Source organism: Embleya sp. L77, assembly GCF_055557415.1.
In genome coordinates this window covers 1,863,088-1,889,270 of sequence record NZ_CM145710.1, presented here as the reverse complement: position 1 = coordinate 1,889,270, position 26,183 = coordinate 1,863,088, and the positions used below count along the sequence as shown (strand labels likewise).

Genomic DNA, 26,183 nt, shown 5'->3' with positions numbered 1-26,183 from the left:
GTGGCGATGTGACCGGAATGGCCAAATGGCGGCGGCGGGGCGGGAGTTGGTGTAGGTGGCGGGAGGGAGGCGGAACGGAGGTGATCCGGGCCGGGGGTGGGCAGGGGGGCCGGGGCAGGGCAGGGCCGGCCCTGAACCGACTCGGACCGGCCCTGCCCCGGCCGGGCGTCCGTCGAAGCGGGCCTGCCGGGGGTTCGGGCCGGCGGCTACTCGGGCGTCGAGAAGACCACCCGGACCTGGGTGATGCGGTGGCCGACCCGACCGAAGGCGGCGGCCATCGGGGTGTTCGTGATGTCGGTGGTCGCGGTGATCACCTCGGCGCCTCCCGGCCGGGTCAGTGCCCGGTCGGGTCGGAGTCCGGTCAGATCGGGGTCCGGCCGGGTGAGTGCCCGGTCAGGTCGGAGTCCGGTCGGGTCGGGGTCCGGTCGGGTCGGATCAGTGCCCGGTCGGCTCGGGCCTGGGTCCGGTCGGGTCGGGCCTGGGCAGGTATACGGCGCGGCCGAGGGCGCGGGCCCGGACGGCGGCCGGGACGCGCGGGGCGACGGTGCTCGGCAGCAGTTCGGCGGCCCGGTCGAGGGTGACGAACGCGTACTCGTCGAGTTCGTCCTCCGGGATGCGGATCGCGGCGATCTGCTCGGGGGTGAGGGTGCCGCCGTCGAACATCCAGCCGGTCAGTGGTCGCGGCCTCGGGTCGAGCTCGGGCACCCAGTCGATCACCAGCAACTCGCCGACATGCAGGTCGAGTCCGAGTTCCTCGCGTATTTCGCGCGCGCACGCGACGTGCGGTGGCTCGTTGCGGTCGACGAAGCCGCCGGGCAGGTTCCAGTAGTCCCGATAGTTGGGTTTGACCAGGAGCACCCGGTCCTCGGCATCGGTGATCAGTGCGGAGGCGGCGGCGTAGAGGGTGGGCAATTGCGCGTACCACTGCTCGGGCGGCAGGAACTCGTTGGTCATCTGCTCGACCCTAGCTCCAACCGGCTCGGCCGGTTCGGGGCGGTCGGGCGGGTCGGTTCCGTCGGGTCGGTCGGGTCGGTCGGGCCGGGGCGGGGCGAGGCGGGGCGACCGGGGCGAGGCGGGGCGAGGCGGGGTTCGGCGCATGTCCGGCCGTCGGCGGTGTGGGCCCGGCGTGGCCGGCCATGCGCCTCATCCGGTGGGTCCGGTCGTTCGACGCGTCCGCTCACCCGGCGACGAAGCGATCCCGGGGCTCGCCGTGCAGCCGGCCCGGGGGCAACCTGCGGCCGAACGCGACCAGGAGGAGGTCCTGGCCCGTGCCGGTCAGCGGCGTGCCGCTGCCGTAGGACCAGTCGAGGTCGTCGGCCCGCAGTTGGACGCCGGTCAGATCGACCCCGAAAAACCTGACGCCGCGCGGGTTGATCGCGTCCAGCAGGATGCGCAGCCGGTCCTCGGGCACCCGGCGATCCAGGCCGAGCGCGACCGTGATGTCCAGGCCGTGCACCACGTCGTGTCCGAGTCCGGCAGTCCTGCCGCCCGGCGGCTTCCACGGATTCTCCGCGTTGTCGGCGAGCGCCGCGGCGATCTCGTCCGGTGACAGGGCGGCGGCGTCCGCGCGGGCGAGACGGTCGGCCATGCGATGGGGGTTGCCGCGAGCCTTGATCAGTTCGAGGGCGATCCGCGGCATCGAGTAGCGAAAGCCCATCGACATGTGGGCGGCCACCTCGCGCACCCGCCACCCGGCGCACAGCGTGGGCGCGTCCCACTGGTCGGCCCGCAGATCGGCGAACAGGGCGGCCAGTTCGCGGCGTTCGGCGGCGATCGCGGATTCGAGCGACGGTGTCGACGGGTGCTGCGTGTGGTGTGGTTCCGGCGCGGGGTGCGGCGTGCTGCTGCCAGTCATGTGATCAAGCGTGGCGATCGGCCTTCGATAAGTCCAAGACGCTTCTTTTCTCGGAACTAGAATCGATGGTTATGGAGCTGAGGCAGTTGCAATACTTCGTCGCCGTGGTGGAGGAGGCCAACTTCACCCGCGCGGCCGCCCGTCTGCACCTGGCGCAGCCGGGGATCAGTGCCCAGATCCGGCAGTTGGAACGCGAGCTCGGCCAACAACTGCTCGACCGCTCCGGGCGTACGGTGACGCCGACCCCGGTCGGCGCGGCGGTACTGCCGTTCGCGCGGGCCGCGCTCGCCGCGGTCGAGAGTGTCCGGCACACGGTGGACGAGTTCACCGGGCTGCTGCGCGGCCGGGTCACCCTGGGTCTGGTCTCCGGCGCGGCCACGCACGAGTTCGACGTGGCATCGGTGCTCGCCGGCTTCCACGACGACCATCCCGGGGTCGAGATCACCCTCACCGAGGACACCTCGGAACACATGCTCGCCGCACTGCACCGCGGCGAACTCGACATCGCGATGGTCGGGATCGTGGACCCCGAGCCACCGCCGGGACTCACCTTCCGGATGATGGTCGACGAACCCCTCGTCGCCGCCATGGCACCGACCGATGCGTTGCTGACGCCGGGCCGGACCACCGTCCCGCTGGCCGCCCTGCGGGACCGCCCGTTGATCGGCCTGCCGCACGGCACCGGGCTGCGCGGGGTACTCGATCGCGCGTGCGCCGAGGCGGGATTTCGGCCACGGATCGCCTTCGAGGCCGCCGCACCCCAGTTGCTGGTGCAATTGGCGGCCCGCGGCCTGGGTGTTGCCGTACTCCCCGCACTGCCGCCCGCCGTGGCCGCGGCCGCCGGCCTGCGCACCCTGAACCTCACCGACCCGAGCCCACGCGCCCGGATCGCCCTCGCCTGGCAGAGCACCGGCCCGGCGAGCCCCGCCGCCCGGGAACTCCTGTCCCGTCTGCGCGGGATCCCGGCCGCGGGGGCATCGACCGCGGACTCGACCGCCACCGGTTTCGCGGGCGACGGGGTCTCGGCGGGGTAGGGCGTGACGGGCCCGTCGGGCGCGGCGGAGGAGAGGTCGGCCCGGGCCGGCGCAGGCGGCGACTACCGGCGGAACCGGCTTGCGACACGGCGTACTTGGCGGTGGCGCGGGGTCGTGCTCCGGCCCGCCCTCGGGGATGCGTATGCGTGGCGGACCGGAGCCGTGTCGTCCTGGTGGTCAGCCGGCGGTCAGGCCACTGTCGTTGTGCAGGACGGCGCCGTGTACGTTGCGGGCCTCCTCGGAGGCGACGTAGGAGAACATCGCGGCGATGTCCTCCGGCTGGGCCATCGGACGCGGCGTCATCGCCCGGCCGACCAGGTCCCAGTCCACGTCCGCCGGCATCTGGTAGTTGGCGACCAGGTTGGTGTCGATGCCACCCGGCGCGATCGCGTTCACGCGCAGCGGCTGCTTGGCGAACTCCCAGGCCAGCGACCGGGTCAGCTGGATCACGGCGCCCTTGCTCATGGTGTAGACGACGCTGTACGCCAAGCCCATCACACTGGCGTTGGACGCGATGTTGACGATGTTCCCGGAACGCTCCAGCAGGTGCGGGATGGCGGCCTGGCACATGAAGAAGTAGCCGTCGATGTTGACGCCCATCATCCGCCGGTAGTCCGCCTCGGTGACCTCCAGGACGTGCTCGGCCCGCGCGATGCCGGCCACGTTGCCCAGCACGTCCAGCCCACCGAACTCGGCCACCGCCGCCGCGACCGCCGCGAAGCACTCCTCGCGCACCGACACGTCGGTGATCCGGGTCGCGACCTTGCCCGCGAGTCCGGCGGCCAGCTCCGCGGTTTCGGCCAGCGCCGCCTCCGCGATGTCCAACGCGAACACGTTCGCACCCTCCGCAGCCAGGCGCAGCGTGGTCGCGCGGCCGACCCCGGACCCCGCTCCGGTGACCACCGCGGTCTTGCCGTCGAACCGACCGGACACGTGGGCTATCGACATACGTTCACTCCATCGGACGAGAGCGGTGCGAGACGCGAACAGGCGCCCCCTGACCAGTGCTGACGGATCGTGCCATAGCCACGACGGGGAAACCAGGGTCACGGACCGCCTGCACCCGGACTCACACCGCGCACTCGACCCGGCGCGGGCCGGGGCGTCTCGAAAAGCATGAGTCGCCCCCGGACCGCACCTCGGACCGGCGGCGGGATGTCGAGCGCGGCCGGAGGTGGCCTGGGTGTGGGTCAGAGGCCGGCGTCGGTCAGGTCCGGGTTGTCGGCGTGGTTGCGGCGGGCGGCGAGTTCTTCTCGGGCCTGTTGCAGGAGGCGTTCGCCGGTGCGTTCGCCGACGCCGAGGCGGTCGGTGATCTCCTCGGCGGTCAGGTCGGTTTCGGCGGTGAGGAGGGAGACGAGGGTGAGGACGCGGTGGTCGCGGCGGGCGGCGTTGGTGAGCGCAGGGCCGTCCGCTCTGCGGCTCTGGCGCTGGATGTCGTGGTCGTACTCGATGGGCTCGGCGCTCGGAGGGTCCGCCGGCGGGTGGGGCGTTCGTATGGATGCGGAAGTGCCGTCGCCTGCCGCCGACTCGGTCGCGGCCGGAGAAGGTGGTGCGGTGACGTTCGGCGCCTCGCGGCGAGGGGCGGGCGTGGAGGTGGCGGGAGGTGGCGGGTCGGTAATGGGGCGGCCGGCTTCGCGGCGGGTGGTGGCGGCGGGAGCGGATGCCGGGTCGGCGGTGGCCGCCGGGTCCGGGGTGCCGGCGCGGCGGGCGCGTGGCTGGCGGTGGGCGTTCGGGGGGCGAGGCGACGTCGGGCGAGGGGTGGTCGCGGCCGGGACCGTCGCGTCGCGACGTGGGGCGGGGGTGTCGGGCGACGCGGCGACGGGGGTGGGGGTGGGGGTGGAGGCGGGGGTGGGATCCGCGTCTGGCGCTGGGTCTGGGGCTGGGTATGACGCCGGGTCCGGGTCGGGGTCCGGGTCGGGGTCCGGATCCGGGTTCGGGTTCAGGGCCCGGTCCGGGTTGGGGTGCGGATACGGGTGTGGGTGTGAAGTCGTCGGGGTCGGGGGCAGGGTGGTTCCGTCGGCGTACGTGGGTGGTGCGTCGGTTGGTGTGTGAGGTTTCGCCGTGGCGTTCGGGGATACTTCGGGCGCGGCATGGTGCGCGGCCCCCTGCCATCGCACGTCGGCGGTCGGGTGCTGGTGCAGGTCTCCGCCATCCCACGGGTGGGCTTCCTCCTGCCCGTGGGCACCGACGAGGCCCGTCTGGTCTTCGTCGGGCAGGCCGGTGGTCGCCGGGTGAGGTTGTGACGGGCCCTCGGCATTCGACGAGGTGTCGGCGTGGGCGTGGGCACGGTGGGTGTCAGGACGCGTGGCGAGGGGATCCGACGCCGTGATACCCGCAGCTCGATCCGGGTCCGGGTCGTCCGACCGCGCACCCGCCGACTGGCGATTCGTGCCCTCTCGGCCGGAGGACTCGGACCGCACGTCGCGAGGCGGGTTCGTCGCACCCACCGCAGCCATGTCCGCCACATGCCGACGCGCACCGGGTGCACGCGATCCGTCGTGGCGCGTACCCGCAACGCCCGGCGGCACGACACCAACCTCGCGAGGCGGAACCATGGCGCCCGACACCGCACCGCCCGCCGCCGTCCGGCGATCGGCCACGAACGCTCGGGTCCGCTCCCCCGCCTCCGCTGTTCCAGCCACCTCGGCTGCTGCTCCCGAATCGCCGTACCCCGTCGACGCGTCCGGGGCGTTGGACGGCGCAGGTCGGGGTGCGTCTTCGGTCGTCGGGGGCGCCGCTCCCGCGCCCGTCGTGCGGCGGGTCGGGGACGCGGTCTCCGGTGGGCCGAGGGGCGCGTTCTCGGCATGCGGTCCGGCGTACCGTGCGGCCGGCGCGGACGACGGCGCCGTCGCGTCTCGACCCGGCTCCCCCGCGCCGGCACGCGAAGTCGCGGCCACGCCACCGGGGTTGGGTGCGCCGAGGGCGGGGTGTCGGTCGAGGTGCTCGTGGCCCTGTCCCGGGACGGCGGGGGCGTGCGCGGTGGCCGGGGGCTCGGCGGGGGCCGAGACCGCGACGCCTGCCACCCGGCGGACCAGGGTCGGGTGTGGGGTGCCGCCCTCGGGGTGTGTGGTGCCAGGGTGCGGGTGGCCCTCTCGCCGACGAGCCGAGTCGGCGACGTCCGGGGTGGGCCAGGTCATGTTGGCGAGCCGGCCGACGTCGACCAGGACGCGCAGTTGTGGGAGTACGGCCGCCTCCACCGCGGCGTCGGCCAGTCGCACCCGCGCGGCCGTGCGTTGGGCGAAGGCCTCGGCGCGACGGTATCGGCGGTCGGTGCCGCGCTTGGGGCGTGCGGCCGAACGGCCGGCCCCGGCGACCTGTGCGGCGCGGGCCTCGGTGGCCTGGCGCAGCCGGTACAGGGCCCGGGCCGCGCGGCGCTCGCGGACTCGTTCGGTCGCCTCGGCCGCGCCCAGGTGTTCGTCACTGGCGAGTTCGGCCAGGACCAGGACCCGCTCGATCGGATGCAGCCAGCGGATCCACCCGACCCGACGGTCCGCGCGTTCGGTCCGGGCGTGCCGCTCCTCGGCCAGACCCAGTTCCCACAACACGGCGGCGATCGGCGCCCAGATCCCGAGCGCGAACGCCTCGCCGAGGTTGGCTCCCTCACTGGCCGACATCGAAGCGGACAGCAGCGCGAGCACCCACACGAGGGCCCCCGACAGACCCGCGGCGGCCCCCCGCGCGGCCCGCCGGCGAGCCCGAAGCGCGCAGACCACCGCGGCGAAGTCCAGTGCGACGAACGGCAGATACGCCCACGGCCCGTGCAGGCCCATGACGTCCCGACCGAACTTGCCGAGCTGGGCCGCCGACAGACCCGCCGCCGCAGCCGCGACCGCCGCCGTCAGCAGGTCCTCGACCCGCCGCCCGCGCCGGTCCCTGGTCGCGGTCCGGTCACTCTCCAGCGCCTTGCGGGCCTCCTCCGGCAGGGCCGCGACGCGGGCTCGTTCGGCGACCGCGCGGCGGCGGGCACGTTCGATGAGGACGGCCGAGGCCAGCACGACGAGGGCTCCGGCCAGGTAGGGCCAGTGCCGGGACCAGTCCCAGCGCGCGAGGTCCAGCATGTGTACGACAACTCCTTCGTCCCGCGCGGGAGGCACGGGTCCGAGTCGGGAAGTGCTCGTGTCGATGGGTGATTCGGGCCGCGGAAGAGGGGTCGAGCGCCGGCGGGGAACCTCCGACGTTCGGGGGACCATCTTTCGCACGGGACCGTTCGTTCTGTGCGGACGGTCCTTCGGTGGGCGAACCTACCTTCGCGGCACGCGAGTCTGCTTTCGGCATCCGCTTCACCTGCTGCACCCGCCTCATCCGCGTGGGGCGCCGATCGGTGATCGGGTCGTCAACGTTCGATGCGACCCCGGGATGCACGTCCGCTACGCGCCCGCCACCCCACACCACACGACCAACCGCCCCGCAACGCCCGGCCCCGGCCGCGTAGCGGACGAGCAACCCGCCCCGTAGGGGCCGAGCAACCCGGCTCGGAGAGACCGGCCGGACCCGAACCCGCAGGGGACGCGTCCGGCCGCGCAGCGGCCGAGCAACCCGGTCGGGCGCTCCGGAGTGCATGCCCGCTCCGCGGTCACGGTCAAGCCGTCCGCTACGCGCCCGGGATGCACGTCCGCTACGCGCCCGCCACCCCACACCACACGACCAACCACCCCGCAACGCCCGGCCCCGGCCGCGTAGCAGACGAGCAACCCGCCCCGTAGGGGCCGAGCAACCCGGCTCGGAGAGACCGGCCGACCCCGAACCCGCAGGGGACGCGCAACCGGCCGCGCAGGGGACGCGCAACCCGCCCCATAGCGGCCGAGCAACCCGCCCTGCAGGGGCCGCGCCCATCGCGCCCACTCGCCCTACAGTGCCGAGCGCCCCGCGGCGGCTACGCCGAGACGACGCCCCGGCCCGCATCCGAGCGCGCGCCCGGGACGGCATCCGAACCCGAACCCGCCCCGGGATCGGCCCCGGGTGCCGTCCCGGAACCGTCCGTCGCGTCCGTCGTGTCCGTCTCGGCAAGTTCTCGTCGCGCCCGCGCCACCTGGCGTTCGAGTTCGTCCAGGTAGGCCACCGCGGCCGCCCGGTCCTGCCGGGCCAGCGTGGTCAGCCATCGACGCGGGATGGTGTCCGCGGCCTTGGCCGTGTAGTCGACCACCCGATCGCCCTCGACCTCCGGCTCGATGCCGAGCGAGTCGAGGTAGTTCCGCACCTGTTCGACCGCCGCCGCCGGCGAGAACGCCTCGCCGACCGCCGCCACCGCGCCACGCAGCACGGCCGCCGTGAGCGGTACGGACTCCGCCTCGGCGACCGTGCGGTACACGGTCACCGCCGCCTCGTTCCCGTACCGGCCCGCGAGCGGCACGAGTTCGCGGACCTGGGCCTCGTTCACGGCCTTGAGTCCAATTGGACTCAACGCCTCCGCGATCGGCCAGGCCTGGATCAGTCGGTCCGCGTACCGGCGCTGCATGTCCCAGCGGTCGAGGCAGTAGTCCTCGAAAGTCTCGTAGCGAGTGCGGTACAGCCGGGCGTCACGAACGATCTGCAATGCCTTGCCGGCCGCCCAGAACGCGACCCGCAACGTCTCGATCGCCGCCTCGCAAGCGGCCAGTTGCCGCTGCTCGTCGTCGATCAGTACCGGACTGTCGGACAGCGGTCGAAACGGCGCCGGCAGTTCCTTGGCCATGTCGGCGGCGGTCCGCAGCCGACGCGGCTCGGCGGCCGTCCTGGGGGCGCGTTGCCGGCCCATCAGATGGCCTGCTCGATCGCGAGGGCGAGTTTGTAGAAGTCCTCGCGGGCACGCAACGCCGTACCGCTCTCCTTGTATTGGGTGACCACGAGCCCGCCCTCCGCCGCATGAGCGTGAATCTTGTACTTGCGAATCGGCTCCCGCGCCCGGGGGTAGCCGCGTTCGTCTATCCACGCCTCGACCCGGGCCCGGTCGGTCTCCCCGTCGCGCGGATCCCACAGGTTCACCACCGCGATGTACGGAATCCCGCGCGGCTTGAGCACCCGCTCGATCGTGTACTCGCTGGGCGACCAGCTCATGAACTCCGGCGTGATCGGAACCACGGCCAGATCCGCCACTTCGAGCATGTCGCGCAGGGCGTCCGCCGCCGCGCCGTGGCCGAGCGGGTCGGTGGCGAGTTCGGCCTCGGGGTCGGTGTCCATGAAGCCGGGGCTGTCCACGACGATGCGCGCAACCCCCGGATCGGCCTTCAACTCGGCGAGCATGCCGGGCTTGCCCTTGGTGGACATGTAGTCGAACGGCAGGAGTTCCTCGGGAACCCGGTCCGCCCAGTCCTCCATCGACCCCTGCGGGTCGATTCCACACGCGACCACGGGTGCGTCGGCGTCCGGATCGATCGGCCCGGTGGGGGTGAAGTTCTGCCCCTGCACGGCGGCCAGGTTCACCGCGATCGTGCTCTTGCCGACGCCACCCTTGCGGTTGATCACGACCACGACCTTGGCCTTGGGCGGTGACGCCGATCTGCGGGCAGGGCTCATCTGGGACCTCCGTTGGCTTCCCCATCACGGGTACTCGGACGTCGCCCAGCATGCCAGAGCCCCGATCGGCAACCCCCTTTCGGGACGCCCGACACTCCGCGAAGTCGACCACATCGGCGAAATCGGGCAATCACGAACGTCAACGCGTGATCCGACTGTTTCCGGCATGGCGGTTCTGATCACCGTCTGTATCGCGTTGATGGCTGTCATCGCCTCGGTGTCCGGGCTCAACGTCGCCCAGCCCGACCTCGCCATCGCGTTCGGTGCCTCACAGCGCACGATCCTGTGGATCATCAACATCTACACGCTCGGCCTGGCCGCGCTCCTGTTGCCGCTCGGCGCGATCGGCGACCGCCTCGGCCGCAAGCCCATGCTGCTGGCCGGCCTGACCGTCTTCGGCATCGCCAGTGCGACGGCGGGCCTCGCCCCGTCGGCCGAAGTCATGCCCGCCGCCCGCCTGTTCAGCGGTGTGGGGGCGGCGATGATCATGCCCATCACCCTCGCCGTCATCACCTCGACCTTTCCCGCGGAGGAACGGGGACGGGCGATCGGTGTGTGGACGGGCGTGGCCGGCGGTGGGGGTGTCCTGGGCATGTTCCTGTCGGCCGCCCTGGTCGACGTGGCGAGTTGGCGGTGGCTGTTCGTATTGCCCGTCGCACTCGTCGTCGTCGCCCTCGTGATGGCGCTGCGGTCCGTCCCCGACTCCCGCGCGGCGTCCGGACACTCGTTCGACACCGTCGGCGCGCTGACCTCCGTCGTCGCGGTCGTCGGGCTCATCTTCGTCCTCCAGGAAGGGCCGGAACGAGGCTGGACCACTTCGGTGACCCTGCTCGGTCTCGTCGTCGGGGTCGTCGCCGCGATCGGCTTCGTGGCCTGGGAACTGCGCCGCCGGGAAACCACGCTCCTCGACGTGCGCCTGTTCGGCAGGCGAACCCTGGCTAGCGGCTCGATCACGCTCCTGGTGGTCTTCGGGGTCCAGGCGGGCATCTTCGTGGTCCTCTTCCCGTTCCTCCAGGCCGTCCTGGGCCTGTCGGGGCTGGTGTCCACCTTGGCGCTGATGCCCATGGCCGTGCTGATGATGGCGGCCTCCGGCCTCGCCCCACGGTTGGCCGCGCGGGTCGGCCCCCGGGCGACCATGGCCACGGGCATCTTCCTGGCCGGTGCCGGTTCGGCGCTCATGGCCGCCCTCGTCTCCGTCGACGGCGGCTACCTGTCCGTCCTTCCCGGCATGCTCCTGATGGGCGTCGGCATGGGCCTGTCGATGACGCCCTCCACCGAGGCCATCACCAGCCCATGTGCTCAAGGCGAAACAGGGTCGGGTCCTGTCCGGCGGATACCGCCGGCCAGGACCCGGTCCCGAAAGTGCTCAGCGCTTGAGCGTGAAGGTGAAGTCACCGGAGAGCTTGCGGCTCAGCCGGACTGCCGACACGACTTTCCCCTCCGTGATCAGTCTCTCGACCTCGGCCCGCGAAAGACCGCACCCTTCGGCGATCAGTCGCGCCGGCCGGACCGGGATTCGCGCCGCGAAGCGAACCGAGACGTCGATCACCTCGCGGTCCGGGGGCTGCGATTCGCCGGTGTCGAGGCGCCAGGCGTCGTCCCAGTCGAGGGCGATGCGATTACGGCGCTGCACGGCCGGATCCTGGAGCAACTCGGCAGTCAATCCAGGGTCGTTGGCATGCAGCCGGTCCAGCAGCTCGGGTCGTACGGAGCGCACATTCATCCGCTCCAGGACCGTGATCTTCGCGGTTTCCCCGCAACCGGTACAGAGCGCGAGGAGCCAAGCGTCGATCAGCTTGTGGTTTGCGTTGACGCGAAATTTGTTGCTTGCCCGGAAGCGCTCGGATGCGCACGTGTGGCAACGACGGAGAACAAGCGGCAGGCAGGCGGGCGCGACCACCCAGATTTGGAGCACAGAAGTACACCGGTTTCAGTGAGAAATCCGCAGCAAAAAGGAGCGCGGCGCACAGGCGCGACGCGCGACGATTCAGCGCTCGGGAGGTCTCACAGGGTGTACAACGGCACGTCCTTCACCAGACGACTGGGTTCGACGGCACGGTAATGGCGCACAGCGGCGCTGTTCCACCGGTTTTCGAGCGCCTCACCGCCGCGTTCGGTCCGGCGAATCACGGACGGAGCCGGAGCCGAAGCCAAGGGCGAACGCGGGGCCGAACCCGGGGTCGGAGGCGGAGCCGAAGCCGAACCGGAGCCCCACAACCCAGCCGGGGGAGAGGCCGTAGACGACCAAATGGCCCGCCTTTATGGTGGACCGATGGCATCGATCAAGAAGTTCCAGGTCACCTTCGATTGCGCGGAACCCGAGCGGGTCGCTCGCTTCTGGTGCGATGTGCTGGGGTACGTCGTACCGCCGCCGCCGGAGGGGTTTGCCACCTGGGACGACTACGATCGCTCGCTGCCGGCCGAGCGTCAGGGCGCGGGGTTCGCATGCATGGATCCCACGGGTGTGGGCCCGCGGATGTACTTCCAGCGTGTTCCCGAAGGCAAAGTCGTCAAGAATCGGGTGCATCTCGACGTGCGGGTCGGCACCGGGCTCGTGGGCGAAGAGCGCGTGGCCGCACTCGAGGCCGAATGCGCACGACTGGTCCCGCTCGGCGCGGTACGCGTGCAACTGCTGCGTGCCGACGAGTACAACGAGTCGTGCCTCGTGATGCAGGACATCGAGGGCAACGAGTTCTGTCTCGACTGAGCATTCGAGGATGGGCGGGCCGACGAAGATCTGGCGTGTGCCCAGTACATCGCTCGCAGGGCCGGCAACGCCGGGACGGATGCTGCCGAGTTCCTCCGCCGCGCCGCCGCATCGCGCGCCGCCACCGAACTGGCGGAGGGGGTGCGTCAAGGAGTCCATCCCGACGACGTCGCGCTCTGTCTCGAGGTCGACCGGTTCCCCTTTGCCATGGTGGCGGCCTTGGAAGGCTCGCTCATGGTCCTGCGTCCCCGCGCGATGCCTGCGCCGACCGACGAGGAGCAGGTCCCGGTCTGACGGCCGGCGAGGTCCACACGCGGCACGCGAGAGCGAACACGCTGTCGGGTAAGCGGCGTTCCGGCCGGGTTCAGCCGTGGAGGATGGCGGCGGCGTCGGCAAGGAAGCGGTCGCCGGCTGTGGCTGCGGACGGGGCGAGTCGGTCCATGGTCAGGAAGCCGTGGATCATTCCCGGCTCGCGGCGGTGCCGAACGCGGACTCCGGCGGCGGCGAGACGGGCGGCGTACTCGTCGCCCTCGTCGCGGAGCGGGTCGTGTTCGGCGGTGACCACCACGGCCGGCGGCAGGCCCGACAGGTCCGCGGCGAACAGCGGGCTGATCCGCGGATCGGCGCGACGGGCCGCGTCCGGAACGAAGTTGGCCACGCCCCACGCGACGGCGTCGGTGGTCAGACCCCAGCCGGTGGCCTTGTCCCGCGTACTCGGCCGGGACAACGTCAGATCGGTATTGGGGAACGCGAGGATCTGCGCCGCCGGCAACGGGGCGTCCTCGGCGCGCATTCGCAGACAGGTCAGCGCCGCCAGGTGGCCACCCGAACTGTCCCCCGCGACCGCCGGCGGCCCCGTCGCACCCGACAGTTCGCGGGCGTGCTCGGCGGCCCAGCGAAAGGCCGCGGCGGCATCGTCGGACCCGGCCGGCCAGGGGTGTTCGGGGGCCAGGCGGTAGTCGACGGCCAGTACCGCGGCCCGCGCGGCCAGGGCGAGTCGGCGGCACAACCGATCGTGTGACTCCAGGCCGCCGATGGTCCACATGCCACCGTGCAGGTAGACCACCAGCGGAAGCGGATCGAGGGTGGGACGGTACAACCGGGCCGGAATCGGCGGCACCGTCAGCGCCGGGCCGTCCACGAGGAGATCCCGAACCTCGGCAACCTCGGGCCCGGCCGGCCGGCCCGCAAGACGCTGCCGCTGCCGCCTCCGCATCTCGACGGCCCCGAGTTCCCGCGCAGCGGGCCCACCGGCACGCCGCTCCGTCTCCAGGTAATCGGCAAGCTCCCGATCCGCGAGAGCCCCCACTTCGTCATCACCCATACCGCCCAGCTTGCCGGCCGCCCCTCACCACGACTCCCCCGGTTATCCGGGAACGGCCCACCACACGAACCAATCCCAACGCGCCGCCCACAACAAAACCACCGGCGAAGGAGTCCACCGGCCGTGCGGCCGGCAGCCGTACCGTCAGCCGACCGGTCTGGACTTCGGCGCACGTTCCGGGCGTCGCAGGGACCCGGGTGGGCGCGCTTCAGCGGCGCCAGAAGCGGAGCAGGCTCGGGGTCAATGCTTCGGGGATGCCGAGAAGTTCGTCGATCTCGTCGAGGTGGTGGACGCCGGGGCGGCTTCGGGTGGTGAGGACGTGCCGGGTCGCGTGTGCCGCCACCAGGGCGGTGGCCTCGGTTTGGCCCCGGCCGGTGACGGCGTGGCAGGCTCGGCGCTCGGCCGAATCCGCGTTCGTCGCTGCGGCAGCGGCTCGACCGGCGCTCGCGCGCGCCTCACGAACCGCGTCCACCCGTACCGCGAAGCCGTCGCCGCCCAGGTGGATCCGGCCCAGCGCGGCGGTCAACGCCCCGCGCAGCCGCGGTCGCTCGACGACCCGGCCGACACCCGCACGCCGCAGGCCGAACAACAACCCCGTCGACAACCGCGAGTCCAGACACATCCGGGTCGTCACCGCGGGCACGCCGAGTGTGTCGCGCAGGGTGTGCTGGTCGGAGAACGGGAACGGGTGGGCCGTGCGCACGCCGTGCCCCGGCAGGCCGACCCGGATCGGCGCCTCGGTCACCGGCGCCGCGAGTCCCGCGAGGGTCCACCGGATCGCGTCCGTGCCGTGCCGTTCGCCCGCGCCGAGCAGGATGGTGATGTCGATCCGGTCCGCGCCGCCGACGTCCGTGTGTGCCCTGCGGGCCAGGAGGTTGCTCAGGCCGGGCGCGACGCCGACGCTCAACAGCGCGCGGGTGCCGGTCGAGACCGCGACGTCGTGCAGTGCGGCGGTCGCCGCGAGCAGGTGGTGCGATGCGCCGACGTCGACCAGGGGCACGCCTCGGGTCAGGCAGAGCCGGGCGATCTCGGCATCCGGCGGCTCCACGCACAGGACCACCGCGGCCGGCCGACGCTCCGTCAGCAGCCGGGCGACGGACGCGGGATCGCTCACGTCAACGCGTGCCCCGACCGCTCCGCCGCCCAACTCGGCGGCGCAACGGCGGGCCCGGTCGAGGTCGCGACCGGCCGGCAGTACCCGCCCCGGGAACCAGGCTGCGAGCGTACGGCCGACCGCGGTGCCGACCGCGCCGTAGCCGCCGATGATCAGGATCGGGCCGGCGTCCTCGCCGACGGCCGGGTTCATGCGCCCACCGATTTCATTGGAGTGACACTCTGGTCGTATCGCACCGAGCCGGCCGGGTGGGCGGAGCGGGCTGCCGGGCTCATCCCGGATCCACCGCACCGGTGAGCAGTTGCAGCACCAGCGCGTCCGCCGCCCACACCTGCCACGCCTCGGGGCTCCAGCCGCGATGGTGAACCAGCAGGTGGTAGCTCTCGGGGGCGAGTACGGCGAGCGCGAGATCGGCCGCGCGGGCCGCGTCGAGGCCGGCCCTGAGGTCGGTCTTGGCGGCGAGCGCCTCGGCCAGTCGCAGCTGGACGGTGTGCCGCCCGGCGATGTTGGTACGCCACAGTTCGGCGATCTCCGGGTCCACCGCCGCCGCCGATCGCACCACCTCCAGGATCGGCCCGACCCGGGCCAGGATCCGTGCGGCGGCGGCCACTTGCAGCCTGATCTGGGTGATCGGCGGGGCCGCGAGCGCCTCGGCCACCCAGGGGCGGTCGAGGGTGGCGATCGGCTCGGCGTCGCCGGCCACCGCGACGTCGAGCAGCTCGGTCAGGATCGCCCGCTTGGTCACGAAGGTGAAGTAGAGCGTCTGGACCGCAACGCCCGCCTCGGCCGCGATGCCGGCCATCGTGGTGGCCACGTACCCGCGCGCGACGAACAGGTCACGTGCCGCGCCCAACATTCGCGCCCGGTTGGCGGCGGCCTTGGCCGCCCGTACGCCCACTCTCGGGGGGTCCGTCGAGCGGGAGTCCGTCGATCGGTCGTCCGTCGAGCTCGCCATGTACGCCGTCCCGTCTGTCGCTCTCCTCCACTGGGACCAGCCTATCCCACTCGCTGTAGTGGCACTCCAGCGAAGATTCAGCGGCCCGTGGTGCCGTCGATGAGTTCACGGAGGATGTCGGCGTGGCCCGCGTGCCGACCGGTTTCCTCGATCATGTGGGTGAGCGCCCAGCGAACGCTCGGCGACGGGCCCGAGCGCCCGGGCCGGGGAAGCGGTGCGCCGAGATCGGTGCATTCGTCGAGAACCTTGTTCGCGCGGTCGACGGTCGCCCGGTAGCGAGCGACGACGTCGGCGACGGTGTCCTGGGGGTCGGGGCGGAACGTCGCCTGCCAGTTGCCGACCTTTTCGCCGAGGAACGTCGCATTCTCGACGGCGATCAGATGGTTGAGCAGGCCGAGCAGGGTGGTGCCCGAGGGCACATCCGATGTCCGGACCCGAGGTTCCGCGGCTCCGTCGACCTTCGCGGCGATCGAGGCCCGCAGGTAGTCGAGGAATCCGCGCAGGACCTCGACCTCGCTGTTGGCGGTGCGGGGCGGAGGGGTGTCACGGCGGCGGGAGGCGGGGGACACGGCGTACTCCTTCGTGGTGCGGGTGCGGTGCCTGCCGGGGCGGAAACACTCGGTCCGGCGGACCGGCGGGACGGGGTCACACAACCTCGGTGGTGTGCCCCTCGGGGCCGACCGCAATCCGGCGCGGCGTCTCCTCCCGGCTTCGGTGTCGCCAGTCTCGACCGACACGTCACGAGGTGGCGACGATCCTTGCCGTTTCGGCAAGCCGATGGATCGAGGACCGCGAGCGACAAGCCGCCGGCGACAGATAGCGGACATAATAGATCCGTTATTTGGAGCTAGACTTCGGAGATGACGCCGCCGCAAGAGTCATCGCCGCGCCCCGCGACGGGGCGCATCATCTTCCTGAACGGCACCTCCAATTCCGGCAAGTCCAGCATCGCCGCCGAACTGCTGCGCATCCTCGAACCGTCGCACTACCACCTCGCGGTGGACGCCTTTCACGCCATGCGGTCGAAACGGCACATCCCGCCGGACCTCGTGGACGCCGAGATCGACCGTACGGTCAAGGGCTTCCATCGCGCGGTCGCCGGCATGGCCGCCGCCGGCAACCCGGTCGTGATGGACCACATCCTCAGCAAACGTTGGCGCCTGCTCGACTGCCTGGACGTGTTGCCCGCCCGGGACGTGGTCCTGGTCGGATTACGGTGCCCACGCGCCGAGTTGCTCCGTCGCGAACAGGCGCGCGGGGATCGCACACCGGGCATGGCGGCCCTTCAGTTTCGACCGGGTGCACGCGCACGGGGTATACGACCTCGAATGCGACACACACACCGACAGCCCCGTCGAATGCGCCCGCCGGATCCGCGACTTCCTGCCGAGCCGCCCGAGCCCCACCGCCTTCGAACGCCTGCGCCGGATGCTGCGCAGCGAGTGAACCCGCCCGGCACGCACCGGCATTCCGGCCAACCCGGACGAGCCGGCCGACCCGGCTGACCTCGCCGACCCGGCCGACCCGAGTGCTGAGATGCCGCCCGACCACCGCCCGGGCGCGGGGCGGCGCTCGGATCACCCGCCCGGCGCATGCGAATCACGCCCGGCCCCGGGTCCCGCACCCCCGCGCACCATCGTGATCATCGGTGCGTCACCGGGCCGGGTTTCACGCCTTCTCGGTCATGTGATCGTCGGTAAAACTGCCATACGTACGCCGGCCGGCCGACCCGGGCGCCCCGCCACGGGCGCTCCACCACGGATGCCCCGCCCGATCCCCGCGCCGTTCGGCCCGGTGGCCGTGTCCACGTCGATCGAACCCTGGAGGGACATGTACGAATGCCCGAGGCCCCGCCCGCTCCGCACCGCGGCCGACTCGCGATTACCTCGGCGGACCGCGGTGCTCGCCGACGTCGGGCCGGGCGGGTACCGGCGGGTGTCGTCCGCCGGCACCGAACTCCCGTCGCCGGTAGGAACTTTGTCGCCGGTGGGGCCCGCGTCGCCGGCACGGCGGATGCCGAGCCGGTCCGCACCGGCACGTCGAAGCCGCGCGAGCGCGGGGACGCACCCATCCGGACAGGAGGCACCCGCATGACCGCCACCGACCTCGGCCTGCCCGGCGTTCCCACCCACGTGCCGGTCCGACGCCCCTCACGTCGGATCGACGTCGGTGCCGTCCCCGTCGGCGACGGGGCACCGATCAGCGTGCAGACCATGACCACCACCTCCACCGCCGACGTGGACGCGACCCTGCAACAGATCGCCGAGGTCACCGCCGCCGGATGCGACATCGTCCGGGTCGCGGTGCCGTCCCGGGACGACGCCGACGCGTTGGCCACGATCACCGCACGGTCACCGATCCCGGTGGTCGCGGACATCCACTTCCAGCCGCGCTACGTCTTCCAGGCCATCGACGCGGGCTGCGCGGCGGTACGGGTGAACCCGGGCAACATTCGCCGGTTCGACGACAAGGTCCGGGAGATCGCGGCGGCAGCCGGCGCGGCGGGCGTGCCGATCCGGATCGGGGTCAACGCCGGCTCGCTGGACCCGCGGGTACTGGCCCGGCACGGCGGCCGGGCCAGTACCGAGGCGCTGGTCGAATCGGCGCTGTGGGAGTGCTCGTTGTTCGAGGAACACGGCTTCCGAGACCTCAAGATCGCGGTCAAGCACCACGATCCGCGCACGGTGATCGAGGCCAATCGGCTGCTCGCCGCGCGCTGCGACTATCCCCTGCATCTGGGCGTGACCGAGGCCGGGCCCAGTCTCCAGGGCTCGATCAAGTCCGCGGTGGCCTTCGGCATCCTGCTCGCGGAGGGCATCGGCGACACGATCCGGGTGTCGTTGTCCGCGCCCCCGGCCGAACAGGTCAAGGCCGGTTGCCACATCCTGCAATCCCTCGGACTGCGCCCGCGTCGGCTGGAGATCGTCTCCTGTCCGGGCTGCGGCCGACTCCAGGTGGACATCCACCGCCTGGCCCGCCGCGTCGAGGCCGCCTTCGACGGTTTCCCCGTCCCGCTGCGGGTCGCGGTCATGGGTTGTGTCGTGAACGGCCCGGGCGAGTCCCGCGAAGCGGACATCGGCGTCTCCTCCGGCAACGGCAAGGGCCAGATCTTCGTCCGCGGCGAGGTGGTCAAGACCGTCCCCGAATCCCACATCGTCGAAGCCCTCCTCGAAGCGGCCCTGAACCTCACCGACCCGCCGACCACATCCTGACCGCCGCAACACCCCGGCCCCACCCATGCCCGCCCCCACGCCCGCCCCGGCACGACGGGCGGGCCCGAAGTGCCGGACGCCGGAAGCCGGGGGGCGAAATCCCGCACGGCGGCACAGTGCGCTGCGGACGACGCGGGCAAGTGCCCGGCTAGGGTGCAGAGCCATGACGTACGCCACCGATTCACGGGTCGACGACTACATCGAGGGCCTGCCCGACTGGCAGCAGGCCATCTGCCGTGAGGTGCGCGACCTGGTCCACGGCGCGGACCCGGAGGTGGTCGAGACCATCAAGCGCACCGACCGGCCGTACTTCGTCCTCCAGGGCAACATCTGCGCCCTGCTCGCGGCGAAGGACCACGTCAACGTCTTCCTCTACGACGGCGCCATCGTCCCGGACCCCGAGGGAATCATCACCGGCGGCCACGACAACAAGACCGCCCGCACCGTGGCCGTACGCGAGGGCGAAACCATCAACGCACCCGCCCTCACCGCGATGTTCAAGCAGATCATCGCCAACAACCGGGCCGGTGGTTGGCGCAAACTCAAGCGCTGACCCCGAACCGGCCGACATCCCAATCCGTGTCCTCGGCGGCCGGGTATGCCCGCCGACCGTGCGTCGCATGCCGGAGGTCGCCGGCCGCACGTCGCGGGCCGCAGGCCCTATGCACAGCGCTTGCGCGTTTACGCAAAAAGATGACTTCCTCCGTACTACTCTTACGCTCATGGTGCGTCGACTTGCTGAGGTTGCGAAGAAGGTCGGAGTGAGCGAGGCGACGGTCAGTCGCGTGCTCAACGGGAAGCCGGGGGTGTCGGAGGGGACGCGGGCCGCGGTGTTGACCGCGTTGGATGTGATGGGCTACGAGCGGCCCACCCAATTGCGGGGCGAGCGGGCGCGGTTGGTCGGGCTGGTGTTGCCGGAGTTGCAGAATCCGATCTTTCCGGCGTTCGCCGAGATCGTGGTCGGGGCGCTCGCGCAACGCGGGTTCACCCCCGTGTTGTGCACCCGGACCGCCGGCGGCGTGACCGAGGCCGACTACGTCGAGATGTTGCTCGACCAGGCCGTATCCGGGGTGATCTTCTTCGGCGGGTTGTACGCGCAGGCCGATTCGCCGCACGGCCACTACGCCCGCCTGGCCGAGCGCAACCTGCCCACCGTATTGCTGAACGCGGCCGTGGACAACCTCGACTTCCCCCGGGTGAGCTGCGACGACGCGGCCGCCGCCGAGCAGGCCGTCGCGCATCTGACGGCGCTGGGCCACGATCGGATCGGGATGATCCTCGGCCCGCCGGACCACGTGCCCTCCAACCGCAAACTCGCCGCCGCCCGACGCGCCGTGCACCTTCCCGAGGACCGGGTCGAACACGCCCTGTTCTCCCTCGAAGGCGGCCAGGCCGCCGCCACCCGGTTGATCAATCGCGGCGTCACCGCGCTGGTGTGCGCCAGCGATCCGCTCGCGCTCGGCGCGGTAAGAGCCGTACGCCGCCTGGGACTTCACGTCCCGGGCGATGTGTCGATCGTGGGCTACGACGACTCCGCGCTGATGTCGGCCACCGACCCGCCGCTGAGCACCGTCCGCCAGCCGATCGAGCTGATGGGCCGGGCCGCGGTCGAGTTGCTGATGGCGGAGATCGCCGGCACCCCGGTCACCCACGACGAGCTGCTGTTCGAGCCGGAGTTGGTGCTGCGCAAGTCGTCGGGACCGGTGCCCACAGCCGATCGGGAGATGCCCGGAACCCGCCCGACCGGCCCCGCCACCCCCTGAAGGGCGGCATTCTGCAAGTCGGGATCGAGAGAACCGCCGTCTCCTGTCGCTAATTTGCGAAATATCGTCGACATCTTGTAGAGCCGTGGCCCCTCGTGGTTGAGTGTGCAGCGCCACGCAGCGCCCGGAACGCGCCGTCCCGGAAGCCTGCGCCTGCTCGTTCCATTCGTCGGGTTCCACCGAGTTTCCGACCGAGATCGGCACGACCGACCCCGGGCCATGTCGTGCTGCCCGCGCTCCCCCGCGGGCGGCCGACGACCCGGCCGACGGCCGACGCGGGTCCGCACGGTCAGAAGGGCTCCTTCAGATGCGTCAGATGCGCAACACCGCGACCAGGTACCGCAGATCCTCCGCCGCACTCGTCGTCACCGCCGGGCTGCTGTTCGCCGGCGTCGCCTGCTCGGACGACTCCGGCGACAAGGCGGACAGCGCCGACAACGCCAAGGCCGACCCCTCCGGCGCCGCGAACGCCCCCGGGACCGGCGGCAAGAAGGTCTCGATCACCGTCAACTGCAAGCCGCCGCGCACCGCCGAGGTCGACCGCAAGCAGTGGGAACAGGACGTGGCGACCTTCGAGAAGGCCAACCCGAACATCGAAATCGAGTCCAAGGACGCGTTCCCGTGTTCGGACCCGACCACGTTCGAGGCCAAGCTGTCCGGTGGCCGGATGGAAGACCTGTTCTACGTCAACTACACCAACGTGCAGACCGTGCTCGCCCGCGGCGGCGCGGCCGACATCAGCGCCTACATGGAAAAGACCGTGCCGGGCAAGGAGCTTCGCCCCGACCTGGTGAAGTACTTCCAGGACGCCGGCGGCAGGACGTTCGGCGTACCGCGCACGAACTACTCGATGGGCCTGGTCTACAACCGCGCGTTGTTCACCAAGGCGGGCCTGGACCCGAACAGGCCGCCGGCCACGTGGGACGAGGTCCGCGCCGCGGCCAAGAAGATCGCCGACAGCGGGGGCGGCGCCGTCGGCTACGCCGACTACAGCGCGAGCAACCAGGGCGGCTGGCACTTCGTCGCCGAACTGTACTCGCGCGGCGGCGCCGCGGTGTCCCCCGACGGCAAATCCGGCACGGTGAACACGCCCGAGGGCAGGGCCGTCCTGCAAACCCTGCACGACATGCGCTGGACGGACGACAGCATGGGCAGCAAGCAGTTGCTGACCATCGCGGACGTCCAGCAGATGATGGGCAGCGGTCGGCTCGGCATGTTCCTGGCCGCGCCCGACAACATCCCCACCATCGTCAACGAGTTCGGCGGCAAGCTCGCCGACCTGGGCATCGCACCGATGCCGGAGGGCAAGGGCACGCTCGCCGGCGGCGACGGCTACATGTTCAACAAGAAGTGCACGCCCGAGCAGATCGAGGCGGGCCTGAAGTGGCTCGACTTCCTCGCCCTGACCCCGGGCAAGGGCCTCAACGACTGGGCCCGCGGCAAGGCCGACAAGGAACCGGTCGGCCTGCCGGAGCCGGCCATCTGGACCGGTGCCGCCGCCAAGTCCAACATCGACCTCAAGGCCGCCAACGCGAACCTGCCGGTGGAGAACTACGCAAGCTTCGCCGCCGCCGCCGTCCCGGCCATCGCCGAACCCCCGAACGGCCAGCAGATCTACTCGATCCTGGACGGCGTGGTCTCCAGCGTGCTGACCAAGAAGGACGCCGACATGGACAAGCTGCTCGGCGACGCGAACACCAAGATCACCCAGCAACTCGCCAAGTAGGCACACCGCGCACCCGACGGGCCGGCCGGGACCCCCCACCCGGCCCGCCCGGACCCGCGGACCCGCCCGGCCCGCCCGGCCCGCCCGGACCCGCGGACCCGCGGACCCGCCCGGCCCACCCCGACGAGCCCCGTCCCGCCGGCCCGCCCACCCGCCCGGCGACAGCGACAGCGACAGCGAGGGAGCGCACGCAATGACGACCACGGTCGCGGTCTCCAAGCCCGACCCCCCGGGCCGCACCCGATGGCGCCCCGGCAGCTCCCGAGGCGGCGCCCGAAACGGTTCCGCGCGGCACCCGCACGGTCCGAGTCGCCTGCGTCGCCGGATCCACGCCAATCTCACCGCCTACGGCTTCCTCGCGGGCGGCCTGCTCTGCTTCGCGCTCTTCTCCTGGTACCCGGCCATCCGCGCCATCCAGCTGTCCTTCCAGCGCACCGGCGGCCGGGCCGGCGCGGACACCGAGTGGGTGGGGTTCGACAACTTCACCACCGTCTTCGACGACCCCGAATTCGCCGCCGCGTGGCGAAACACCTTCTACTTCACCGGACTTGCGCTGGTGATCGGGTTCGTGGTGCCGTGCGTGCTGGCCCTGCTGATCAACGAGATGCGGCACGCCCGGGCGTTCTTCCGGCTCGCGGTCTACCTGCCGGTGATGATCCCGCCCGTGGTCACCGCGCTGATGTGGAAGTGGTTCTTCGACCCGGGTCCGGGCCTGTTCAACGAGGTGCTCCGGGCCGCGCACCTGCCCACCTCGACCTGGACCAACGGCGAGGACACCGCGATGATCTCGCTGGTCCTGGTCGCCACCTGGGCCAACATGGGCGGCACCGTGCTGATCTACCTGGCCGCGCTCCAGGGCATCCCGGGCGAGCTGTACGAAGCGGCCGAGTTGGACGGGGCGAACCTGTGGCAGCGGATCCGGCACGTGACCGTGCCGCAGACCCGGTTCATCATCCTGATGCTGATGCTCCTACAGATCATCGCCACGATGCAGGTGTTCGTCGAACCGTTCATCATCACCGGCGGCGGGCCGGGCGACTCCACGATCACCGTGTTGTACCTGATCTACAAATACGCATTCGTCTACAACGACTACGGGAGCGCGTGCGCGCTCAGCGTGCTGCTGCTGATGCTGCTCGCCGCGTTCTCCGCGCTGTACCTGCGGTTGACCCGGACGAAGGACTAGGGGGCCGGCGATGGCGATCACGATCGGATCCCGCGGCCGACGGGCCGGCGCGCGGGCGGACCGGGCCGCGGAGCGCGCCCGGCGCCGGGCGGGCACGCAGGTGCGCACGCTCGTCTCACCGATGCGACTGCGCGGCACCCGCGGCAGGATCACGTACTGGGTGGTCTTCGCACTCACCCTCGCCGGCTTCACCGCGGCGTTCCTGTTTCCCATCTACTGGATGGTCACCGGCGCGTTCAAGTCGCCGGACGAGATGTTGCAGAGCCCGCCGACGTACGTGCCGAAGGAGTGGCACGCGGACAACTACGCCGAGGCGTGGCGCCGGATGGACCTGGCCCGCTACCTGAGGAACACCGCGCTCCAGGCGGGCGGCGCCTGGCTGTTCCAGATCGTGCTGTGCACCGCGGCGGCCTTCGCGCTGTCCAAACTCAGGCCGGTGTTCGGGCAGTTCGTGCTCGGCGCGATCCTGGCCACCCTGATGGTGCCCGCATCCGCGCTGCTCGTGCCCAGGTATCTGACCGCGGTCGACGTACCGTTCGTCGGCACCAACCTGCTGAACACGCCGTGGGCGATCTGGCTGCCGTCGGTGGCCAACGCGTTCAACCTGTACCTGCTCAAGCGCTTCTTCGACCAGTTGCCCGACGACGTCCTGGAGGCCGCGTCGATCGACGGCGCGGGCCCGCTGCGCACCCTGTGGTCCATCGTGCTGCCGATGTCGCGGCCCGTGCTCGGGGTGGTGTCGATCTTCGCGGTGGTCGCGGTCTGGCAGGACTTCCTGTGGCCGCTGCTGGTCTTCCCGGACACCGACAAGCAGCCGATCAGCGTCGCGCTGGTGCAACTGTCCGCGAGCCTGCCGCTGACCTATCTGATCGGCGCGATGGTGATCGCGAGCATCCCGATGGTGGCCGTCTTCCTGGTCTTCCAGCGGCACATCATCGCGGGGATCAGTGCGGGTGGCGTCAAGGAGTAGGAGTAGGTCTCCTGCGTGCCGGGGAGCAGGTCCCACGATCCCTCGTCTCCCCCATCCCTCGTCTCCCCCGATCCCTCGTCTCCTCCGAGACGCATCCCCTTTTCGAGACGGCGACGGTCGCGCCCGGCGCGGTACGTCCCCGTCGTCCCACCCGAAAGGAACGACGACGTGGCAGAACACGGCCGACAGGGAGCGCAGGCGGCACCGTGGTGGCGTGGCGCGGTGATCTACCAGGTGTATCCGCGCAGCTTCGCCGACGGCGACGGCGACGGAACCGGGGACCTGGCCGGCGTGCGCGAACGGCTACCGTACCTGGCCGAGTTGGGCGTGGACGCGCTGTGGTTCAACCCCTGGTACCCCTCGCCGATGGCGGACGGCGGCTACGACGTGGCCGACTACCGGGGCGTGGCACCGGAGTTCGGCACGCTGGCCGGCGCGGAGAAGCTGATCGCCGATGCGCTGGAGCTGGGCATCCGCACGATCGTGGACATCGTGCCCAACCACGTCTCCAGCGAGCACCCGTGGTTCCGCGCCGCGATCGCCGACCCGGCGGCGCCCGAACGCGAACTGTTCTGGTTTCGGCCCGGACGCGGCGAGCACGGCGAACTGCCGCCCAACAACTGGGTTTCCGAGTTCCACGGCCCGGCCTGGACCCGCTCCACCGACCCGGACGGCACCCCCGGCGACTGGTATCTCAACCTGTTCGACTCCCGGCAGCCGGACCTCAACTGGGGCCACCCGCGCGTGCGCGAGGAACACGAGGAAGTCCTGCGGTTCTGGTTCGACCGGGGCGCGTCGGGAGTGCGGATCGACTCGGCTGCGCTGCTGGAGAAGGACCCGGCGTTGCCCGACCTGGACCCGGATTCGACCGCCCCGCACCCGTACGTCGACCTGGACGGGCTGCACGCCATCTACCGCTCGTGGCGCACGATCGCCGACTCGTACCCGGATCCGCGTGCGCTGATCGGCGAGATCTGGCTGCCGGACACCGAGCGCTTCGCCCGCTACCTGCGGCCGGACGAGTTGCACACCGCGTTCAACTTCGACTTCCTGTCCTGCCCGTGGGAGCCCGTGCGGCTGCGCGCGTCGATCGAGGGCACGCTGGCCGCACACGCGCCGGTGTCCGCGCCCGCGACGTGGGTGCTCGCCAATCACGACGTGACCCGCACGGTGACCCGGTACGGCCGCGCGGACACCTCGTTCGGCTTCGCCGCCAAGGCGCGCGGCGTACCGACCGACCCGGTGCTGGGGATGCGCAGGGCGCGGGCCGCGGCGTTGCTCACGTTGGCGCTGCCGGGCGCGGTGTACGTCTACCAGGGCGAGGAGTTGGGGCTGCCGGAGGTGGAGGACATCCCGCCGGCCGCGTTGCAGGATCCGATGGCGCTGCGCTCGGGCGGCACCTCGCCCGGGCGGGACGGTTGCCGGGTACCGCTGCCCTGGTCGGGGGACGCGCCGCCGTACGGCTTCAGCCCGGCGCGCGCTGCGGTGCCGCCGTGGTTGCCGCAACCGGCCGACTGGGCCGACCGGACCGCGGCGGCGCAGAGCGGCGACCCGGAGTCGATGTTGTCGCTGTACCGGGCCGCGATCCGGCTGCGCCGCGCGGAGTCGGCGCTCGGCGACGGCGACGGCGACGGCGACGACCTGAGGTGGCTGCCGGGGGTGCCGGCGAACGTGCTCGCGTTCGGGCGCGGCGACCGGTTCGCGTGTGTGGTCAACCTGGGCGAGGAGTCCGCGGAGCTGCCGGCGCATCGCGAACTCCTTTTGTCGAGCGGGCCGTTGACCATCGACGGCGGCCTTCCCTCGGATACGGCGGCCTGGCTGCGATTGTGAGCGGACACCCGGCCG

At 71.6% G+C, this 26,183-nt stretch carries 20 protein-coding genes and 3 pseudogenes; 12 read left to right on the top strand and 11 right to left on the bottom strand.

The window, feature by feature from the left end; translation table 11 throughout:
• Window positions 1–435: 435 nt before the first annotated feature.
• Both ACZOOI_RS38150 and ACZOOI_RS38145 read right to left on the bottom strand, forming a co-directional pair.
• A complete protein-coding gene (locus ACZOOI_RS38150) occupies window positions 436–954 on the bottom strand; it encodes an NUDIX domain-containing protein (RefSeq protein ID WP_465281397.1) in 519 nt (172 codons plus the stop codon).
• Window positions 955–1,177: 223 nt separating this feature from the next.
• A complete protein-coding gene (locus ACZOOI_RS38145; protein WP_465281396.1) occupies window positions 1,178–1,855 on the bottom strand; it encodes a maleylpyruvate isomerase family mycothiol-dependent enzyme in 678 nt (225 codons plus the stop codon).
• Between the two features lie 71 nt (window positions 1,856–1,926).
• Here ACZOOI_RS38145 and ACZOOI_RS38140 point away from each other — a divergent pair, with 71 nt between their 5' ends.
• Window positions 1,927–2,889: a LysR family transcriptional regulator gene (locus tag ACZOOI_RS38140; RefSeq protein WP_465281395.1), complete on the top strand. Its 963-nt coding sequence runs from the start codon at window positions 1,927–1,929 to the stop codon at window positions 2,887–2,889.
• A gap of 177 nt (window positions 2,890–3,066) precedes the next feature.
• On the opposite strand, the gene ACZOOI_RS38135 is transcribed toward ACZOOI_RS38140, so the two are convergent.
• The 4 genes from ACZOOI_RS38135 to ACZOOI_RS38120 form a co-directional block, all read right to left on the bottom strand.
• The gene (locus ACZOOI_RS38135; RefSeq protein WP_396005746.1) at window positions 3,067–3,837 is read right to left on the bottom strand and encodes an SDR family NAD(P)-dependent oxidoreductase; all 771 of its coding nucleotides are present in this window, start codon (window positions 3,835–3,837) and stop codon (window positions 3,067–3,069) included.
• Window positions 3,838–4,079: 242 nt separating this feature from the next.
• Complete coding sequence (locus tag ACZOOI_RS38130; RefSeq protein WP_465281394.1) at window positions 4,080–6,947, bottom strand: DNA polymerase III subunit gamma/tau domain-containing protein; 2,868 nt, start codon at window positions 6,945–6,947, stop codon at window positions 4,080–4,082.
• A gap of 815 nt (window positions 6,948–7,762) precedes the next feature.
• Window positions 7,763–8,623: a hypothetical protein gene (locus ACZOOI_RS38125; RefSeq protein ID WP_465281393.1), complete on the bottom strand. Its 861-nt coding sequence runs from the start codon at window positions 8,621–8,623 to the stop codon at window positions 7,763–7,765.
• A complete protein-coding gene (locus tag ACZOOI_RS38120) occupies window positions 8,623–9,381 on the bottom strand; it encodes a ParA family protein (RefSeq protein WP_391585811.1) in 759 nt (252 codons plus the stop codon). The genes ACZOOI_RS38125 and ACZOOI_RS38120 overlap by 1 nt, the downstream gene beginning before the upstream one ends.
• Window positions 9,382–9,547: 166 nt before the next feature.
• On the opposite strand from ACZOOI_RS38120, the pseudogene ACZOOI_RS38115 reads away from it, so the two are divergent.
• Window positions 9,548–10,696 (top strand): annotated as a pseudogene (locus tag ACZOOI_RS38115) (MFS transporter); the annotation flags it as partial.
• Window positions 10,697–10,747: 51 nt separating this feature from the next.
• On the opposite strand, the gene ACZOOI_RS38110 reads toward ACZOOI_RS38115, so the two are convergent.
• Window positions 10,748–11,296: a DUF1062 domain-containing protein gene (locus ACZOOI_RS38110; protein WP_465284129.1), complete on the bottom strand. Its 549-nt coding sequence runs from the start codon at window positions 11,294–11,296 to the stop codon at window positions 10,748–10,750.
• 357 nt (window positions 11,297–11,653) lie between these two features.
• On the opposite strand from ACZOOI_RS38110, the gene ACZOOI_RS38105 reads away from it, so the two are divergent.
• Window positions 11,654–12,088, top strand: a complete 435-nt coding sequence (locus ACZOOI_RS38105; protein ID WP_465281392.1) for a VOC family protein — start codon at window positions 11,654–11,656, stop codon at window positions 12,086–12,088.
• Between the two features lie 6 nt (window positions 12,089–12,094).
• Window positions 12,095–12,382 (top strand): annotated as a pseudogene (locus tag ACZOOI_RS38100) (2-phosphosulfolactate phosphatase); the annotation flags it as partial.
• 70 nt (window positions 12,383–12,452) lie between these two features.
• Here the strand turns inward: ACZOOI_RS38100 and ACZOOI_RS38095 are convergent.
• From ACZOOI_RS38095 to ACZOOI_RS38080, 4 genes are all read right to left on the bottom strand, one after another.
• Window positions 12,453–13,412, bottom strand: a complete 960-nt coding sequence (locus ACZOOI_RS38095) for an alpha/beta hydrolase (protein ID WP_465281391.1) — start codon at window positions 13,410–13,412, stop codon at window positions 12,453–12,455.
• 208 nt (window positions 13,413–13,620) lie between these two features.
• Window positions 13,621–14,718, bottom strand: a complete 1,098-nt coding sequence (locus ACZOOI_RS38090; RefSeq protein WP_465281390.1) for a saccharopine dehydrogenase NADP-binding domain-containing protein — start codon at window positions 14,716–14,718, stop codon at window positions 13,621–13,623.
• 79 nt (window positions 14,719–14,797) lie between these two features.
• Window positions 14,798–15,481 (bottom strand): TetR/AcrR family transcriptional regulator, encoded by a 684-nt coding sequence (locus ACZOOI_RS38085; protein WP_465281389.1) that lies wholly within the window; start codon window positions 15,479–15,481, stop codon window positions 14,798–14,800.
• A gap of 77 nt (window positions 15,482–15,558) precedes the next feature.
• Entirely contained in the window at window positions 15,559–16,050 is a 492-nt protein-coding gene (locus ACZOOI_RS38080; protein WP_465281388.1) for a DinB family protein, read from the bottom strand.
• Window positions 16,051–16,341: 291 nt separating this feature from the next.
• Between ACZOOI_RS38080 and ACZOOI_RS38075 the strand changes: the two are divergent.
• From ACZOOI_RS38075 to ACZOOI_RS38040, 8 genes and pseudogenes are all read left to right on the top strand, one after another.
• Window positions 16,342–16,927: pseudogene (locus ACZOOI_RS38075) on the top strand (chloramphenicol phosphotransferase CPT family protein).
• Between the two features lie 644 nt (window positions 16,928–17,571).
• A complete protein-coding gene (gene ispG / locus ACZOOI_RS38070) occupies window positions 17,572–18,693 on the top strand; it encodes a flavodoxin-dependent (E)-4-hydroxy-3-methylbut-2-enyl-diphosphate synthase (RefSeq protein ID WP_465281387.1) in 1,122 nt (373 codons plus the stop codon).
• A gap of 163 nt (window positions 18,694–18,856) precedes the next feature.
• On the top strand, window positions 18,857–19,246 hold the full coding sequence (locus tag ACZOOI_RS38065) for a DUF1801 domain-containing protein (RefSeq protein ID WP_465281386.1): 390 nt from the start codon (window positions 18,857–18,859) through the stop codon (window positions 19,244–19,246).
• 169 nt (window positions 19,247–19,415) lie between these two features.
• Entirely contained in the window at window positions 19,416–20,456 is a 1,041-nt protein-coding gene (locus tag ACZOOI_RS38060) for a LacI family DNA-binding transcriptional regulator (protein WP_465281385.1), read from the top strand.
• 316 nt (window positions 20,457–20,772) lie between these two features.
• Window positions 20,773–22,182, top strand: coding sequence for an ABC transporter substrate-binding protein (locus tag ACZOOI_RS38055; RefSeq protein WP_465281384.1), 1,410 nt, complete (start codon window positions 20,773–20,775; stop codon window positions 22,180–22,182).
• A gap of 193 nt (window positions 22,183–22,375) precedes the next feature.
• Complete coding sequence (locus ACZOOI_RS38050; protein ID WP_465281383.1) at window positions 22,376–23,368, top strand: carbohydrate ABC transporter permease; 993 nt, start codon at window positions 22,376–22,378, stop codon at window positions 23,366–23,368.
• Between the two features lie 10 nt (window positions 23,369–23,378).
• Window positions 23,379–24,338: a carbohydrate ABC transporter permease gene (locus tag ACZOOI_RS38045; RefSeq protein ID WP_465281382.1), complete on the top strand. Its 960-nt coding sequence runs from the start codon at window positions 23,379–23,381 to the stop codon at window positions 24,336–24,338.
• A 168-nt stretch (window positions 24,339–24,506) separates the two neighbouring features.
• On the top strand, window positions 24,507–26,168 hold the full coding sequence (locus ACZOOI_RS38040; protein ID WP_465281381.1) for a glycoside hydrolase family 13 protein: 1,662 nt from the start codon (window positions 24,507–24,509) through the stop codon (window positions 26,166–26,168).
• Window positions 26,169–26,183: the final 15 nt, after the last annotated feature.

What these genes read in the sequence shown, in the direction of transcription:
- ACZOOI_RS38090 (WP_465281390.1), bottom strand. Translation starts at nt 14,718, where the DNA reads ATGAACCCGGCCGTCGGCGAGGACGCCGGCCCGATCCTGATCATCGGC.
- ACZOOI_RS38145 (WP_465281396.1), bottom strand. Translation starts at nt 1,855, where the DNA reads ATGACTGGCAGCAGCACGCCGCACCCCGCGCCGGAACCACACCACACG.
- ACZOOI_RS38120 (WP_391585811.1), bottom strand. Translation starts at nt 9,381, where the DNA reads ATGAGCCCTGCCCGCAGATCGGCGTCACCGCCCAAGGCCAAGGTCGTG.
- ACZOOI_RS38065 (WP_465281386.1), top strand. Translation starts at nt 18,857, where the DNA reads ATGACGTACGCCACCGATTCACGGGTCGACGACTACATCGAGGGCCTG.
- ACZOOI_RS38045 (WP_465281382.1), top strand. Translation starts at nt 23,379, where the DNA reads ATGGCGATCACGATCGGATCCCGCGGCCGACGGGCCGGCGCGCGGGCG.
- ACZOOI_RS38055 (WP_465281384.1), top strand. Translation starts at nt 20,773, where the DNA reads ATGCGCAACACCGCGACCAGGTACCGCAGATCCTCCGCCGCACTCGTC.
- ACZOOI_RS38085 (WP_465281389.1), bottom strand. Translation starts at nt 15,481, where the DNA reads ATGGCGAGCTCGACGGACGACCGATCGACGGACTCCCGCTCGACGGAC.
- ACZOOI_RS38150 (WP_465281397.1), bottom strand. Translation starts at nt 954, where the DNA reads ATGACCAACGAGTTCCTGCCGCCCGAGCAGTGGTACGCGCAATTGCCC.
- ACZOOI_RS38060 (WP_465281385.1), top strand. Translation starts at nt 19,416, where the DNA reads ATGGTGCGTCGACTTGCTGAGGTTGCGAAGAAGGTCGGAGTGAGCGAG.
- ACZOOI_RS38050 (WP_465281383.1), top strand. Translation starts at nt 22,376, where the DNA reads ATGACGACCACGGTCGCGGTCTCCAAGCCCGACCCCCCGGGCCGCACC.
- ACZOOI_RS38135 (WP_396005746.1), bottom strand. Translation starts at nt 3,837, where the DNA reads ATGTCGATAGCCCACGTGTCCGGTCGGTTCGACGGCAAGACCGCGGTG.
- ACZOOI_RS38125 (WP_465281393.1), bottom strand. Translation starts at nt 8,623, where the DNA reads ATGGGCCGGCAACGCGCCCCCAGGACGGCCGCCGAGCCGCGTCGGCTG.
- ACZOOI_RS38105 (WP_465281392.1), top strand. Translation starts at nt 11,654, where the DNA reads ATGGCATCGATCAAGAAGTTCCAGGTCACCTTCGATTGCGCGGAACCC.
- ACZOOI_RS38140 (WP_465281395.1), top strand. Translation starts at nt 1,927, where the DNA reads ATGGAGCTGAGGCAGTTGCAATACTTCGTCGCCGTGGTGGAGGAGGCC.
- ispG (WP_465281387.1), top strand. Translation starts at nt 17,572, where the DNA reads ATGACCGCCACCGACCTCGGCCTGCCCGGCGTTCCCACCCACGTGCCG.
- ACZOOI_RS38130 (WP_465281394.1), bottom strand. Translation starts at nt 6,947, where the DNA reads ATGCTGGACCTCGCGCGCTGGGACTGGTCCCGGCACTGGCCCTACCTG.
- ACZOOI_RS38095 (WP_465281391.1), bottom strand. Translation starts at nt 13,412, where the DNA reads ATGGGTGATGACGAAGTGGGGGCTCTCGCGGATCGGGAGCTTGCCGAT.